Here is a 13,630-nt window from a genome sequence, read left to right on the forward strand (position 1 = left end):
TTTCTTGTGGTACCCAGAGCGGGACTTGAACCCGCACAAGCGTAAGCTCGAGGGATTTTAAGTCCCTTGCGTCTACCAATTCCGCCATCCGGGCACGGAAAGTACTGCTTGATATACTGTGTCTTTTACGTAGTCAAGCTTATAGATAGCATATTACAGAAGATTTTTCATGTCGAGATAGTTTCTGTACAGTCTTTTGCTTATTCTTGAGAATTTGTCGAGGTCGGAAACTATTTCCAGTCCGGGAATTATCGCCCTTGTTACCGGGATTTCTAGATCCTTGCGGGTCAGATCTACGTAATAGGGGGTAAATCCGTTGGTAGTCAGGGTTTTCTCGATAACCATCACGTCTCCCTCAGCGCTTCCGGTGCTCAGTTCGGGCAATGTTTCCAGTTTGCGTACCGGGAGTCCTGCGGGAATTTCTGAAGTGGGCGGACCGGGGAAAGGATAGGGAATCTCGGTCAGGGCTGAGAGCAGAGCGCGTTTGCCGGAGAGCGAACAGCCGCCGCCTTTGTTGATATCTCCGTGTTTACCCACTGCGAAGGCTGTGTAGCAAGGGATGCCAAGTTCGGATGTCATGTCCTGAAACCAGACCTTGATGCCGCTCTGTTCCAGTGCATTGAGATGTTTTTGTACTTCCTCATCGTCGGTTTCAATGGTGAAGCATTTTTCTTTGTCAAAGGGTATTGTGGCATTGGAGTCCCGTTCAACAACCTCCAGCAGGCCGCTGAGGCGTGCTTCATGAGTGGTGTTGCCGGATGCCAGTCCGGTGGAACTGAGGCCGCTAAACAGGTTCTGCTCATCAAGGTTGCAGAAAAGAAATACATGCTGCACCGGGACTTGAGCCTGCACATACTTTTCACCATCAAATTTTTCCGCCGGCATCCACCAGATATCCTGTCCCATATATGGAGCTTCAAGACATACATCATCCGGATTGAGGGCCGGACTCTGGCTGGATATCTCCTCGTATGATCCTTTGATTACGGGCAGGGAGGCGGTACGGTTTGCTATGCCTGATTTATTTACAGCGGCGTAGGAACTCACTCTTTCGGCTACTTCCATAGCGCAGGAGACACAGGCTTGTTCAAAGGTGAAACCGCGTCCGTAGCTGGTCTGTATGGCACGAAGAGAGTTGCTCAGGCCTCCGTTGTTAGTATGGTTTTCAACCATCCAGTGGTGCAGCACTGCAAAGGGGCTCAGGCATCCTTTTTGGCGCATTTGCGGTCCCATGAATACGCCTGCGGCTTCTAGTTTCTTGTTGGCGTTGGCTGTGACCTCTTTAATGGGGGCACGCTCTTTTGCCGGAGGAAGTTTGGCTGCAGCTTCAAGCTCTGCACGGATGGTTGAAGCCGGGGTAAACTCTTTGGAAAGCAGATCCTCTTTACTATAAAGAGGGTCGATGCCTGCTTCTTCCAGAATGGGCAGGTCTTTATGCGTTTCTTTGTTGTCAGCAAAGAGTGCAGTCCACCGGTTATGCAGAGCCTGGTCATCAAGAAGATGTGAACGCAGGTGCAGAGTAGGACTGAATTCCTTGAGTTCTTCCGCGTCAAAAATTGTTTCTACTTCATCGCGCAGGGAGGCAAGGCGAGGGTGGGTGATGGCTGCTTCATAAATCAGGGCGGCGAGCACTTTCTTTTTGGGATCATTCTTGATTTCTTTGATCAGCTTCTGGATTTTGCGTGTGCGGTGTTTGCCCAGTTGTTCGAGCATGTGGCGGTGCATAAATTCGTCATATGGATGTGCCTCAAGGTGGCTCAGTACTTCGGAGAAGCTCAGGTTGGGACCGGGAAAAGCGGCAAAGCAGCCGGTTCCGGAAAGAGTGTCCATGAGTTTGAGTTCGTAGCGCATATTTTCCCCTAATTATTGTTTTCTGAAACGTAAATTTTCAGTAATTAAACTTTTAGTCGGTCAGCGTGTGTTATCCTTATCTTTGATGGATGTCACGCCAACTCCCCACTGCGAAGGTAGGGTATTTAGGTCATCAAGTGAAGAGGGAAAATATGCATTCAGAAAAATATCATTCAAAAAAAATAATCATGCATGGAGCAATCATCCTGTTTGTTGTGGGAATGGTCTCTTTCATGGCCGAACATTATGGAGAAGGACATCTCTCAGCTATCACTGCATGGATTGAGGCCAGTGGAAATTTTGCTCCGTTCCTGTTCGTGGTCATAAATGTTGTCGGCATGGTGCTGGTTCTTCCCCAGACTCTGTTTACTGTGGTGGCCGGGGTGCTTTTTGGTGCATTAAAAGGAACGGTTATGTGTCTGGTCAGTATGGCCGTGGGGGCTTCTTTATCGTTTATTTTAGGACGGTTCGTGTTTCGGGGCCGGGTTTTCAAGAAATTCAGGGATGACCCGAATTTTATGAAAATGGAGATGCTCAGCCGCAAACACCCGATTAAAGTTTTGGCTTTGAGCAGGATTGTACCCGTGGTGCCGTATTCTATAGCCAATTACCTTTGGGCGGCTACAGGGGTGCGGTTCCTGCCCTATCTGGTTATGAGTGTCGTGTGTCTGATTCCGGAGACCATTTTTATGACAGCAGGCGGACATCTGCTATCTGCCGGGGTGCGGATGGGGACTGTTAACTGGGGGATGTTGGCCGTGCTGGCAGCAGCTGCCGCATTGATATTTCTGCTGGTCCGTGCCGTCCGCCACAGCCTCGAGGAAGATTCCAACTCCGGTTGCGGATAAGGAAGTATCCGGTTAGGCCCCAACAATTTAACTGTTCGTTTATATGGGCTTATTCCAGCATTGTTGCCATCGATTTTTGTTTTCCTTTTACCTGCATAATGTAGAGCGGTTTTTCTGCACTGCGGCCCTGAAAAGAAATTTTACCGCTGACACCGTCAAAGTTTTTGATTTGCCCAAGTCCGTTACGGATGGTCTCGGAAGTGGATGGCTGTTTTTGCGTTGCGGCTGCTAAAAGCATTATGGAATCAAAGCCGAGTGCCGCATATCCGGTCTGCGGTGTTTGCCCGAAAAGGGCTTTGTAGGATTCTACAAAGGAACGCACAAGAGGTGCTTCTCGGTCCATGCTGGCCTGTGAGGCATAAAAAACTGTTGCCGGGTATTCTTTCATGGATTCCTGCATTGCAATGGAATCAAAACTTGTTCCGCCAAGAACGGGAAAGATCTGCTGGTCCTGTTGCAATTGATTGAGCAGTTTTGATGCGATGCGGGCCGGGGCGAACACGACAATCCCATCCACCTGAGGTCGGGCTGGTTCGGCGTCCCGCTTCTGGATGGTTATGTCTGCGGCGCTGTCCACAAAGTCACTGACACCTACAGTGTCATCGAGGACTGTGCTGTTGGTGTTTTCGGGCGGGGTAAGTTCTTTAAGCTTTCGGCTGACAAAAGATAGGTCAGGGTCCTGTTCGGTTATGCGCATTTCAGCCATAATGTTGCCACCGTTTTGCTTGAAACGGCGGCGGAAGCTGTCCGCCTGCCTTGCGGTGCTGTCGGAGAGGTCGGAGCGAATCAACATTATGTTGTTAACCAGCATGGAACCTCCTGCAAATTCAGCGAGCAGTTGTCCGGTCCTGATATCAGGCACTGCAAGAGTAAACACATTTGTCCCTATGTGTGGGAGCGAGTCCACTTGCGCACCGCTGCACAGGAAAGGGAGGTTTGCGGCTTGAAATGCGGGAGCGGCAGTAAGGGCGTTGTTTTCGGAAATAATGCCGGTGGCAGCTATTATCCCTTTTGATCTTGAAAGGTTATCCACTCCTTTTAGTACGTCTATGGTCTCACCGCTGACAGATTCAACTTCAAGTTTTATTTTGTTTTGATCGCTGGATTCATTTATTTTTTTTACTGCCAGCAATGCCCCGTTCAAGGCTTCCTGAGCTGTAGGGGCCTGACTGTCTTTTATTTCAAAAATTGTTCCCAGCACAATTTCATCGGCAAAGGCCGGAGAATTCATGCAGCAGATAAAAGCCAGCAGTGCAGTAAAAAGTCTCATACTCCTGACCCCCTGCGTCCTTTACGGTTTTTTACGATTTTAAAGGTACGTTTTTTTTCCGGTTCTTTGGAGTTGTATGGTTCCGAAGCCGGTTTGTTTTTGCGTCCGGTTTCGTTTTTCATTTTTTCAACCGTTTCTTCATATTTTTTTTCTTCAGCTGCAGCTTTGTCTGCAATAAGCTTCTGTTCAGCTTCCTTGAGTTTCAGTTCCTTTTCGCGCCGTTTTCTTTTCTTTTTGAAATCTGTAACAGCCTCAGTGAAATCGGTTTTCTTCTTGGTGAAGGCCACCTTCCCGGCATGCACGATTTCAGTGAGTTTGTTGACTTCCCAGAGTTCAATGGGGCGGGGATGCTTGATGTAGACTGGAATGATTTCGTGGTGGTGCAGGTCAATGGAAAGGGGCAGTTGGCTGGTCAGTATAGAGCGTTTGAAGATGCGGGAGGTGTTAAAATAACTGGAGACGAAACTGTCCGGTTCCGGATTGCAGGCATCGTCAAAATAAATGGCGATAATGATGTCGATCTGCCGTTTGACGCATTCCATGATCGGTACCGGAGACGAGAATGCTCCGTCAATGAGCCGCCTGCCGTCCACATTTCCGGGCGGCATGAGCGGGTAGATGGAACTGCTGGCATAGATTGCATGGGCAAGATTGCCTTTCTCCAAAATAACCGGCTTTCCGGTTTCAAGATCGGTGGTGGTGATCAGGGTCTTGGGGCTGAGGTCGGAAATATCCGTTTTTTTAAATAGGGCTTCGTAGGTCCGGCGCAGGCAGTCGGTTTTCAGGATGCCTGATTCTGCAGTGAATCTGCCCATGCCTGTGCTGGCTATTTCCAGTACGGAGTTGTAGTCCACGTCAGTGTAAAAACGTGGGTCGACGGTTTTGGAAAATACTTCCTGAATTTGTTTTAGATTGTAGCCCGCACCCAAAAATCCGGCCAGCAGTGCTCCGCCGCTGACGCCGATTACAAGGTCGATCTTTATGTCTTCTGATTGCAGGTATTCGATAAAAGGCAGGGCACAAAAGGATTTAATCCCTTCCGAACCGATGATCAGGGCTACGGTAGGACGGTCAGGGGCTTTCGGTGCTTTCGGCCGATCGTCGGCTTTGTTATTGTTTTCAGGGGATTCGGGCTGTTTGCTCTCTTCCATTTTTGCTCCATTATTTGGAAAAAGATACATGCCCGGCGGAAAAAAAACAATAAGAATTGAAGTCTTAAGTGGAAAGTTTTCAGGTTGAAACAGATTCCAGAAAGGATTTAAATGCCGGGAACATGTTTTCAATCATAACCTCTACCCCTTCGCTGTTGGGATGGACCCCGTCCGGTTGGTAGTATTGCGGCTCTTCACCTATTCCGTAGGTCAGGGATGGATAGAGGGGGATTTTGAATTTTTCGGCAACTTCAGTGAAGATGCGTTTGAATTCTGAAGAGTAGGATTGCGGGGTGAAGTTCATGGGTTTGAAGCCGAGCAGAAGAACGGGAATGCCGGCTTCCTGAAAGGCTTCGACCATACGTGACAGGTTGGCTTTAGTCTGCTCGGGGTCCACTAGCTGGAAGCAGTCGTTGGCGCCGAATTCAATGTACGCTGCGTCTGGCCCACTTTCAATCACATCGGCAAGGCGGAAGAGCCCGTCCGCGGAAGTGTCCCCGGACAGGCCGAAATTGTTTATCTCCACATGGAGGCCTTCTTCCAGCAGCCTGCGTTCAAGCTGGGCCGGAAGAGAACTGTAGGCCGGAAGTCCGAATCCCTCAGTCAGGCTGTCGCCGAATGCCGCCAATGTGATTTTTGCCATGGTTATTTTTCTCCCTCGCGCAGCCAGTTCTGGAAGCGGGCCACTTCATCTTTCCACTGCTCTGAGATGCGGATGGTGATGAATTCCTTGAAAACATGGTCGAAAAGGGTGACGCATTTTTCAATCAGGTAGATTTTTTCCAGAAATTTTGCGTCAGGATCGTCCCCTTCCTCATCCTTCATGTCCACTTTGGGGGTTTTCAGTCCGCTCATGGTGAAATCTTCGGCTTTGACCTGCATTTGCCAGAGGTTTTCGTCGATTTCCATCTTCAACTGGCAGCGGGTTACTTTCTTGCCGGTACGCAGTCCGTACAGAACTTCGGTCATATCCCCGCTGGCGGAGTTGACAGTGGCGGTGTCCACGTTTTCGCCATCGCCGCCTTGAACAGACATGCGTTGCTCCATGTAGAGCATGAAGCGTTCGCCGCTTTCCAGTTCGAACATGCCGTCCTGAATTTCGCTTTTATACCATAGCCATGTCAGAAAATCCTGTCCTAGAAGAGTATTTTCCCTTTCGGCAAGCATCATGAGGTCCATAACTGGTGCTCCTTTGAGTAGTTCTGTTGGTCCTAACCTACGAAATAGGTTGGATCGAGCGATTCAAGTTTCTGTACAGCCTCTTCGCCGAGTATTTCCATAGCCAGAAAAAAAGGAGTAAGCGGTTCAAGGGTAAGTTCAAAAGTATCGGAAAAATGGTCGGTGAAGAGATCCATGACCTTGCTGTTTGTTGCTGCCAGGTAAACCCTGTTTTCCGGTACGTTCCAAACTACGTCGAATACTGCCGGAATGGGCAGGGAACGGGCGCGCAGTTTGAGTGTAACTTGTTCCTTGATTTCCCTCTTGCGGTCGCGGGAGATGAAATTTTTTCCTTCTTTCTTGGCTTCGGCCAGCTCGTGATTCAGCGCTATCTGAAAATGTTTTTTCAGCACTGCAGGCTGGATTCTGCGGGTATCAAGCCGAAGGGAAAAGGTGAAGTACTGGGCCTTTTCAGGCGGTGATACAGCCCATTTGTCATCAAGCATGTCATCCATATTTACCCAGCCAAAGGAGCGTTCCTCTGCAGTATGGTCAATATCCATGAATGCGAATTTTGCTAATTTTTCGGGGATTTCCCGGATAAGATCATCGCTGACCTCTTCCAGAATCCTGTATCTGGTAAGTCCTGTGCTGGCTGAAAGTATAGGCAAAATATGCTCCTTGAACCGGCTGTCACATTATTGGCACTGCCGGATTTATTTCGCTGTAGTGAAAAATCCAATCGCTAATTGTTATGTTCATTTTTTCAGGATGTAAAGAGAAAGAATTCCCATCTTTCAGGTATGGCATGTTAGGTGCATAGTATTTATTAATTGTAGAAGATGTAAATCAGGCAACCCTTAAGGAGGACTCAGTCAGTAAGAGCTGATTAAGCTGGTGGAGGTCGCAATGACTCTCATTGAAGTACGGACCGAAGGAAATTATATCGTAGTTGGTAGCCACCGTAGAAAGAAGTTAACACCTGACGGATGTAACGAGCCGTTTAAGGATCGTTTTTGGTGTCCGCGTAAAAAATGGTTTATGAAGAGCGCATGTCCGTTCATAAACAAGCAAGAGTGCGGGAACTACCGGCATATGTGCGGCTCTCTGTAACGAGCTTAATTCTTACATATTTGTCGTTTTCAATTGACATATTTGTTTATATTTGATTTATTTTGTGCTGGTTTCAATATTTTTGCAGTTCGTTGGATAGGAGGATTCGGTGATTTCTGATAACCCATATGGATTTCTGGCAGACCGCATTGAAGGCATTGCCGTTCAGGTTCGCGAGATTGAAGCTCAAGCGTATAAGGCATTGTATGAAGATAAGGATGACCTTGCGTATAGGGAATTTATGCGCCGTAAGGCAATGACTCTGGCTGATCTGGCCGAGGATGTGGCCGTGCATGATCTGCCGGTGACGGACTCGGTAAAAAAACGCATAAAGCGGTTTTCCTTTTCCGCAGCACAATCGCTTGAAATAGGCAGTGTCTTTTTCATGTCTGCCCTGCTTTATCCGGAAGATCATGAGGTCGGTGAGCCTAACGATCTGGATAATTTTGTGGCGGAATTAAAATCTTTGTCCTGATTATTAGGTTGTTAGCTTTTCTTTTTCTGTGTGGCGCGTTATTTTTCCTCTATAACGGTTGCTTTTGAAAAATTGTTGTTATATCTAGTTGCGTCGGGTCAAAATGGGGGGCGGATTGCTTTCTGCAGTCTGTTTTTTTGACTTATATACAGGATTAAACAATGCTTAATGCAGAAAAGTCCGCCTGTGATGTGATACACGGCGAGGGAGCTGTTAAGCCTTTGAAAATTTTGCTTGCCGAAGACTGTGAAAACAACGTCCTTCTAGTGCAACTTTACCTGAAAAAGTTTCCGTATTCCATTGATGTAGCAGAAAATGGCAGTGAAGCTTATGAGTTGTTCCGGCATAATGAATATGATGTTGTTCTCATGGATATAGAGATGCCCGTGACCGACGGTTACGAGGCAACTTCTCTCATGCGTGATTATGAAAAAAGTAATAGCCGGGACAAGACTCCCATTGTGGCCGTTACTGCGCATGCTCTTCCTGAAAATGAACTCCGGGCCTATGAAGTGGGTTGTGATTTTTTTCTGACCAAACCGGTCCGTAAAGCGGATCTTATCTCTGTGGTTCAGAGATACGGTGCCGGAGCAGGGCTTTAGTGTAAATTCCAATTAAAGTTATATCATTAAAACAGGGGCTGACATGATTACCATGACAGCCCCTGTTTTTTTTTATGATGTTTGGAATCTGCCGGAAGCTAGACTCCGTTAACCACATTTATTGCCTTACCATCCAGAAAAGCCTTCACATTATCAACTGTAGTGCCGGTCAGTCTTGAGCGTGCCTCAAGGGTCGCCCACGCAATGTGCGGAGTAATGGTCAGGTTCGGAGTTCCTGAAAGAGGGTTGCCCGGCAGCATGGGTTCCTTTTCGACCACATCAAGTGCGGCTCCGGCGATAATTCCCTCGGTGAGCGCTGCGGCCAGATCAGGTTCATTGATCAAAGGTCCACGGGCGGTATTGATCAGGTATGCTTCCGGCTTCATCGTCAGGAGTAAATTTTTATTGATAAATTTTTCATTGTCAGCAGTCAGCGGACAATGCAGGGATACAACATCCGCCTTCCTGAAAAGTTCTTCAAGGGGGACGAAACTGAAGGGGCGGTAATCGGGAACCGGCTTTGGTCTCGGTGCGTAAACCATAACTTCCATACCGAGAGCATTTGCAATGCTGCCTACTTTTTTACCGATGTCGCCAAAGCCGACGATGCCCATTTTCTTTCCGGCCAGTTCAATCAGGGGGGCGTTCCAGAAACAGAAATCTTCCTGCTGAGCCCATTGTCCATCTTTTACAGCCTGATCATGCATGGCAACCCTGTTTGCATGGTTGAGCAGCAGGGCGAATACATGTTGGGCCACAGAAGGCGGTGAATAGCCCGGAACATTTGATACCGGGATACCCTGTGCTGCTGCCGCTTCAAGATCTACTACATTATACCCGGTAGCGAGTACGGAAATAAATTTCAGCTTAGGCAGTTCTTTGATGATGTCAGCATTCAGTAAAGTTTTATTGGTCAGGATAATGTCCGCATCCAGTGATCTTTTGATTATCTGCTCCGGAGAGGTGCGGTCATAAACACTGAGATCGCATATTTCTTCCAACTCGGTCCAGGGATTGTCGCCTGGATTGAGCGTGTAGCTGTCGAGGATAACTGTTTTCATGTGGTCATTCCGTAATTCCCGGCTTGGAAGTCGGGGTTAAAGCTTGAATTTTTTGCTTGATGCCGGAGCTATTCCGCGTTTTTTCTGAGCTTCTATTTCTTTTGTCATCTCTTCTTCTGTTGTGTCCGGGCATTTACCGGAATGTTTCTTCTGAATCATCCTTTTCTGCGCGGCGAGTATTATCTTGCTGATGACTTTGTCCTGATTTCTTTCAAGATCAGTAAATTCGCAACCAACGATTTTGGAGGTGCGGCGGGCGATTTTTAATTTCAGATTTTTGAGGATAGGTTTTCCGGACCAGATCAGGACAGCTTCAATCACCGTTCCCACCGGGAACTCTTTTGAGCTGGCAAAACCGATTCCGCTGGCGCTTATGTCCAGAATTTTGCATTTGACTCGCGGAACCCTACAGATGACGTGCATGTTGTCTACATCAATTCTGAAAGCGCGGCGGGCAGCGGGAATTTCTTTTTGCGGTTTGTAGTCAATATCCAGTGATTCAGCATTTTTCCTGCCCAGCATGCGGTCCAGCTTTGCCTTAAGTTTCCCGACCAAGCCGGTTTCCTTCTTATCCCTGCCCATTCTTTTCCCCTGATGAAAAGTATTTGGATATTTACGGTATAGTCTTTCACAACATCTCTGTATAATTGGCGTAAATCTGACTATCACCTTTTTCTATCATATCTGTGTATGGTTGTTTGTCAATATTTATACTGAAACTAGCTCTTGACATTATTGGAAATAATAGCGAAGAATGATCAAAATTTTGGTAATAAATCGGGTTAAATACTTGGAGGTATTTGGGAATGATCGGCGAACTGATTCATAACATGGGCCACAGCAGCACTGCTGGCTTTGTAGGTGTATCACTTATTTTTATTTACCTTGCATGGATGCTGTTTATGATTTTTTGCAGGATCAATGAAGGCAAAAACGAAGGTCACCATTAGAAATTTTTGAAAGGAGCAAAAGCTCCTTGGCAACAAAAAAAGGCGCGTATTACGCGCCTTTTTTTGTTGCCGGCAGTTTATTTCAATTTATGATTTATTACAGTCAGCTGCTCCAGTACTATCTCCAGCTGGGCATCAAAAATATGAGCCAGATCCTTCACCTTCTGATCCTTGGCTTTGATGAGGATATCCCGGATGAATACTCTGCGGCGGTTGAAGTCGTTGTATGCATAACCGCATTTTCGTTTTAAAAGTTTTGCTTCCTTGCTCTCGAAATTTTTCTCTTTTTTTACCAGATTGACTACAGAAAACAGCGAAGTCAGACTGTGGACCTGCATTTTGCTGGTTTTGCATAGATCAGCCATGTCCTGCAGGGCATAGACTCTGTCCGGGCGGGTGTCGGCTCCGGTTATTTTTTCGATTTTCATGCCCAGGGTTTTAAATGAAGATTCTGCTCCGGAAAGCTTATCAAACTGAGCTATCATATCTGTTGTCCCGCAGAATCCAGCAGCCGGAATAAGCAGCACCAGAGTTATCAGTGATGTGATGATTATTTTTTTCATTAGCTTTTCGCCTTTGCATCGTTATAAATATCCATGAGATACTGACCGTAATCATTTTTAAGCATATCCGCAGCCATGGCTTTCAGCTCTTCAATGGTGATGTAACCCATGCGGAAAGCAATTTCCTCAAGGCAGGCCAGCATGAAGCCCTGCCTTTCCTGTACTGCTTCCACATATGAGGCCGCACGCAACAGGGATTGGTGGGTTCCCATATCAAGCCATGCATAACCACGCCCCAGCAGTTCTACGTTGAGCTTGCCGCGTTTAAGGTATTCGTTGTTCACGTCGGTGATTTCAAGCTCACCGCGTGCAGAGGGCTTAATGCTTTTGGCGATTTCGACCACTGAATTGTCGTAAAAATAGAGTCCGGTAACAGCGAATTTGGATTTTGGTTTTTCCGGTTTTTCTTCAATGCTGATCACAGTCTGGTTTTTGTCGAATTCAACAACACCGTACCGCTTGGGATCTTTGACTGCATAAGCGAAAACCGTGCCTCCTTCTTTGAGGGTGGCAGTTTGTTGCAAAATATGCGGCAGATCATGACCGTAAAAAATGTTGTCACCGAGAATCAGGCTGACACTGTCATCGCCGATGAACTCTTCACCGATGATGAACGCCTGTGCAAGTCCTTCCGGTTTGGGCTGTTCCTTATAAGAAATATTAATGCCCAGATTGGATCCGTCACCGAGAAGGTCTTCAAACCTGTGCAAATCTTCCGGGGTGGAAATGATCAGGATGTCCCTGATTCCAGACATCATGTGAATGGATAGCGGGTAGTAGATCATGGGTTTATCGTAGACAGGCAGAAGCTGTTTGCTGACCACCCTTGTCAGGGGATAAAGTCTTGTTCCAGAACCCCCGGCTAGAATAATTCCTTTCATATTAAACCTTCCTCATGCTGTTTATATCTGATAGTTGCTAATTTAATTAGCAATAAAATCTTGTGGTGTCTGCCTTTATAGCATTAAATGGCCTGAATTTGTTCTCATCTGCAAAAAGGAGTTTCGTTCCATGCGCGGCCCCATGTTTTCACTGCCCACTGTTATGTTTTTGGGCGTGATTTTTTTTATTCTCATATTCTTTTTGTTTATATTTGTACAGGTTGGTCTGGTTACCGTGGCGTTCTCCAAGTTGGGGCTGACGCCGGGGCAGGGTTTTCTGCTGCTCATAGCCACTCTTCTCGGGAGCGGGGTCAATATTCCGGTTTTCCGTTCGGAAAGGCTGGTGCCTGATGTGCGGGTCAGGCAGGTTCGTATGTTTAATCCTTATTCGCCCATGGGGGCACAGCGGGACTCCGCAACTCTTACCAATCAGGTTGTGGCGGTTAACTTCGGCGGGTGCGTCATTCCGGTGCTGCTTTCCCTTTCCCTGCTTAGCAGGGCGGGGTTCGATTTTTCCATTCTGCTCTGTGTGGCTGTGGTCAGTGCCGCCGCTTATGCTCTGGCCCGGCCCATTCCGGGAGTGGGGATCGGGATTCCGGTGCTCATTCCTCCTTTGGTTACAGCCCTGGCGGCCCTTATCCTTGTTCCGGGTGAAATGGCACCTATAGCTGCCTATGTTGCGGGCAGCCTTGGAACTCTGATAGGAGCGGACTTGTTGCATCTGGCAACTCCGGCTACCCGGCGGGTGCTTGATGCCCCAGTGGTTTCCATTGGCGGAGCCGGAACCTTTGATGGTATTTTTATTACCGGAATTATCGCCGTTCTGCTGGCTTGATTTTTCTCTCAAGGAGTTATTTAGATGTGTGAATGTGATTTTTCTACGATAAAAGGTGCAGGTGTTGGCAGCAGGATTATGTTAGGGGATGCAGACTTTCTGCCTGACGGATGTTTATGCGCCGGCCTCAGCGGGGAAATCTCCGGCCTGCGTGCCGGAATGGTTTTGAAGTCAGGGGAAGTGGAGTTGCTGCGGCTTGTTTCCGGTGTCTGGACCTCCGGTACTCCGGGCGCAAAGTCGTGGACAGCTGAAGTGCTGGCTGATCTGCCTGAAGGGCGTGTTGAGCTGACTGCCGTAAAAGAGGGGTACTCGCTTGCCTATGTGACATTGAGTGATAAAGGGGCAGCCGGGGAGCGCGAGGATCAGGCCGGGCCGCTGATTGCTGAAATGATAAAAAATGCACTTCCGCTTTCCATTGCACAGGGTTATCTCATCGCTGACGAAAGTGATGACCTCAAATCCCTGCTCATGCAATTGGCCCATGTGGACGGTTTTGATCTGATCCTGACTACCGGAGGGACCGGGGTGGGGCCCCGTGATGTTTCGCCTGAAGCAACTCTGGCGGTGATTGAGAAGAGGCTGCCCGGATTTGAAAGAGCCATTACTGCTACCGGTCTTGAGAAAACGCCTCACGCCATGATTTCGCGTGCAGTGGCCGGAACTCTGGGGAAAAGTGTTGTAATCAATTTTCCCGGCAGTCCCAAGGCCGTGCGGGAGAGTCTTGATGCTGTTATTCCCGCATTGAAACATACTGTTGATAAATTGCAGGGAGATAAAACCGACTGTGCTTTGGTTTCATAGCGTTTAAAACAAAATTGATGCTTGATTCCTTAAGCTGGAGCATCTATATAAATTGTGATTTTTGTAAATCA

The 13,630-nt window shown here is 47.7% G+C and carries 16 protein-coding genes and 1 tRNA gene; 6 read left to right on the plus strand and 11 right to left on the minus strand.

Translation table 11 applies throughout. The features are described 5' to 3' along the window. Positions 1–7: 7 nt before the first annotated feature. Both ACKU41_RS18835 and ACKU41_RS18840 read right to left on the minus strand, forming a co-directional pair. A tRNA-Leu gene (locus tag ACKU41_RS18835) sits at positions 8–94 on the minus strand. A 59-nt stretch (positions 95–153) separates the two neighbouring features. After that, positions 154–1,851: a YcaO-like family protein gene (locus tag ACKU41_RS18840; RefSeq protein ID WP_321403043.1), complete on the minus strand. Its 1,698-nt coding sequence runs from the start codon at positions 1,849–1,851 to the stop codon at positions 154–156. A 152-nt stretch (positions 1,852–2,003) separates the two neighbouring features. On the opposite strand from ACKU41_RS18840, the gene ACKU41_RS18845 reads away from it, so the two are divergent. Next, on the plus strand, positions 2,004–2,699 hold the full coding sequence (locus ACKU41_RS18845) for a VTT domain-containing protein (RefSeq protein ID WP_321403045.1): 696 nt from the start codon (positions 2,004–2,006) through the stop codon (positions 2,697–2,699). A 49-nt stretch (positions 2,700–2,748) separates the two neighbouring features. On the opposite strand, the gene ACKU41_RS18850 is transcribed toward ACKU41_RS18845, so the two are convergent. The 5 genes from ACKU41_RS18850 to rdgC all read right to left on the minus strand — a co-directional run bounded on the left by ACKU41_RS18850 (position 2,749) and on the right by rdgC (position 6,949). After that, positions 2,749–3,969, minus strand: coding sequence for an ABC transporter substrate-binding protein (locus ACKU41_RS18850; protein WP_321403049.1), 1,221 nt, complete (start codon positions 3,967–3,969; stop codon positions 2,749–2,751). Next, positions 3,966–5,120, minus strand: coding sequence for a patatin-like phospholipase family protein (locus ACKU41_RS18855; RefSeq protein WP_321403051.1), 1,155 nt, complete (start codon positions 5,118–5,120; stop codon positions 3,966–3,968). Before ACKU41_RS18855 ends, ACKU41_RS18850 begins: the two co-directional genes overlap by 4 nt. 79 nt (positions 5,121–5,199) lie before the next feature. Next, positions 5,200–5,763, minus strand: coding sequence for an arylesterase (locus ACKU41_RS18860; protein ID WP_321403052.1), 564 nt, complete (start codon positions 5,761–5,763; stop codon positions 5,200–5,202). A 2-nt stretch (positions 5,764–5,765) separates the two neighbouring features. Further along, the gene (locus tag ACKU41_RS18865) at positions 5,766–6,299 is read right to left on the minus strand and encodes a hypothetical protein (protein ID WP_321403054.1); all 534 of its coding nucleotides are present in this window, start codon (positions 6,297–6,299) and stop codon (positions 5,766–5,768) included. A 32-nt stretch (positions 6,300–6,331) separates the two neighbouring features. Continuing rightward, the gene (gene rdgC, locus ACKU41_RS18870; protein ID WP_319779119.1) at positions 6,332–6,949 is read right to left on the minus strand and encodes a recombination-associated protein RdgC; all 618 of its coding nucleotides are present in this window, start codon (positions 6,947–6,949) and stop codon (positions 6,332–6,334) included. A gap of 551 nt (positions 6,950–7,500) precedes the next feature. Here rdgC and ACKU41_RS18875 point away from each other — a divergent pair. Both ACKU41_RS18875 and ACKU41_RS18880 read left to right on the plus strand, forming a co-directional pair. Further along, positions 7,501–7,866: a hypothetical protein gene (locus ACKU41_RS18875; protein ID WP_321403058.1), complete on the plus strand. Its 366-nt coding sequence runs from the start codon at positions 7,501–7,503 to the stop codon at positions 7,864–7,866. 161 nt (positions 7,867–8,027) lie between these two features. Next, the gene (locus tag ACKU41_RS18880) at positions 8,028–8,468 is read left to right on the plus strand and encodes a response regulator (RefSeq protein WP_321403059.1); all 441 of its coding nucleotides are present in this window, start codon (positions 8,028–8,030) and stop codon (positions 8,466–8,468) included. A 98-nt stretch (positions 8,469–8,566) separates the two neighbouring features. Here ACKU41_RS18880 and ACKU41_RS18885 read toward each other — a convergent pair whose 3' ends face one another. Both ACKU41_RS18885 and ACKU41_RS18890 read right to left on the minus strand, forming a co-directional pair. Then, positions 8,567–9,529 (minus strand): D-2-hydroxyacid dehydrogenase, encoded by a 963-nt coding sequence (locus ACKU41_RS18885; protein ID WP_321403062.1) that lies wholly within the window; start codon positions 9,527–9,529, stop codon positions 8,567–8,569. A gap of 36 nt (positions 9,530–9,565) precedes the next feature. Further along, positions 9,566–10,111, minus strand: a complete 546-nt coding sequence (locus ACKU41_RS18890; RefSeq protein ID WP_319779123.1) for a PilZ domain-containing protein — start codon at positions 10,109–10,111, stop codon at positions 9,566–9,568. 224 nt (positions 10,112–10,335) lie between these two features. Here ACKU41_RS18890 and ACKU41_RS18895 point away from each other — a divergent pair, with 224 nt between their 5' ends. Continuing rightward, on the plus strand, positions 10,336–10,479 hold the full coding sequence (locus tag ACKU41_RS18895) for a hypothetical protein (RefSeq protein WP_319779124.1): 144 nt from the start codon (positions 10,336–10,338) through the stop codon (positions 10,477–10,479). 77 nt (positions 10,480–10,556) lie between these two features. On the opposite strand, the gene ACKU41_RS18900 is transcribed toward ACKU41_RS18895, so the two are convergent. Both ACKU41_RS18900 and rfbA read right to left on the minus strand, forming a co-directional pair. Continuing rightward, positions 10,557–11,042, minus strand: a complete 486-nt coding sequence (locus ACKU41_RS18900; protein WP_319779125.1) for a hypothetical protein — start codon at positions 11,040–11,042, stop codon at positions 10,557–10,559. After that, a complete protein-coding gene (rfbA, locus tag ACKU41_RS18905; protein ID WP_319779126.1) occupies positions 11,042–11,923 on the minus strand; it encodes a glucose-1-phosphate thymidylyltransferase RfbA in 882 nt (293 codons plus the stop codon). The genes ACKU41_RS18900 and rfbA overlap by 1 nt, the downstream gene beginning before the upstream one ends. A gap of 130 nt (positions 11,924–12,053) precedes the next feature. Between rfbA and ACKU41_RS18910 the strand changes: the two genes are divergently transcribed. Next, positions 12,054–12,758: a DUF1614 domain-containing protein gene (locus tag ACKU41_RS18910; protein ID WP_319779127.1), complete on the plus strand. Its 705-nt coding sequence runs from the start codon at positions 12,054–12,056 to the stop codon at positions 12,756–12,758. Between the two features lie 24 nt (positions 12,759–12,782). After that, a complete protein-coding gene (locus ACKU41_RS18915; RefSeq protein ID WP_319779128.1) occupies positions 12,783–13,559 on the plus strand; it encodes a MogA/MoaB family molybdenum cofactor biosynthesis protein in 777 nt (258 codons plus the stop codon). Positions 13,560–13,630 lie beyond the last annotated feature (71 nt).

Source organism: Maridesulfovibrio sp. (assembly GCF_963678865.1).
Taxonomy (GTDB): Bacteria; Desulfobacterota; Desulfovibrionia; order Desulfovibrionales; family Desulfovibrionaceae; genus Maridesulfovibrio.

Bases quoted from the DNA above. Each gene is read 5' to 3' on its own strand.
- ACKU41_RS18840 (WP_321403043.1), bottom strand. From the start codon at position 1,851: ATGCGCTACGAACTCAAACTCATGGACACTCTTTCCGGAACCGGCTGC.
- ACKU41_RS18845 (WP_321403045.1), top strand. From the start codon at position 2,004: ATGCATTCAGAAAAATATCATTCAAAAAAAATAATCATGCATGGAGCA.
- ACKU41_RS18850 (WP_321403049.1), bottom strand. From the start codon at position 3,969: ATGAGACTTTTTACTGCACTGCTGGCTTTTATCTGCTGCATGAATTCT.
- ACKU41_RS18855 (WP_321403051.1), bottom strand. From the start codon at position 5,120: ATGGAAGAGAGCAAACAGCCCGAATCCCCTGAAAACAATAACAAAGCC.
- ACKU41_RS18860 (WP_321403052.1), bottom strand. From the start codon at position 5,763: ATGGCAAAAATCACATTGGCGGCATTCGGCGACAGCCTGACTGAGGGA.
- ACKU41_RS18865 (WP_321403054.1), bottom strand. From the start codon at position 6,299: ATGGACCTCATGATGCTTGCCGAAAGGGAAAATACTCTTCTAGGACAG.
- ACKU41_RS18880 (WP_321403059.1), top strand. From the start codon at position 8,028: ATGCTTAATGCAGAAAAGTCCGCCTGTGATGTGATACACGGCGAGGGA.
- ACKU41_RS18885 (WP_321403062.1), bottom strand. From the start codon at position 9,529: ATGAAAACAGTTATCCTCGACAGCTACACGCTCAATCCAGGCGACAAT.
- ACKU41_RS18890 (WP_319779123.1), bottom strand. From the start codon at position 10,111: ATGGGCAGGGATAAGAAGGAAACCGGCTTGGTCGGGAAACTTAAGGCA.
- ACKU41_RS18895 (WP_319779124.1), top strand. From the start codon at position 10,336: ATGATCGGCGAACTGATTCATAACATGGGCCACAGCAGCACTGCTGGC.
- ACKU41_RS18900 (WP_319779125.1), bottom strand. From the start codon at position 11,042: ATGAAAAAAATAATCATCACATCACTGATAACTCTGGTGCTGCTTATT.
- rfbA (WP_319779126.1), bottom strand. From the start codon at position 11,923: ATGAAAGGAATTATTCTAGCCGGGGGTTCTGGAACAAGACTTTATCCC.
- ACKU41_RS18910 (WP_319779127.1), top strand. From the start codon at position 12,054: ATGCGCGGCCCCATGTTTTCACTGCCCACTGTTATGTTTTTGGGCGTG.
- ACKU41_RS18915 (WP_319779128.1), top strand. From the start codon at position 12,783: ATGTGTGAATGTGATTTTTCTACGATAAAAGGTGCAGGTGTTGGCAGC.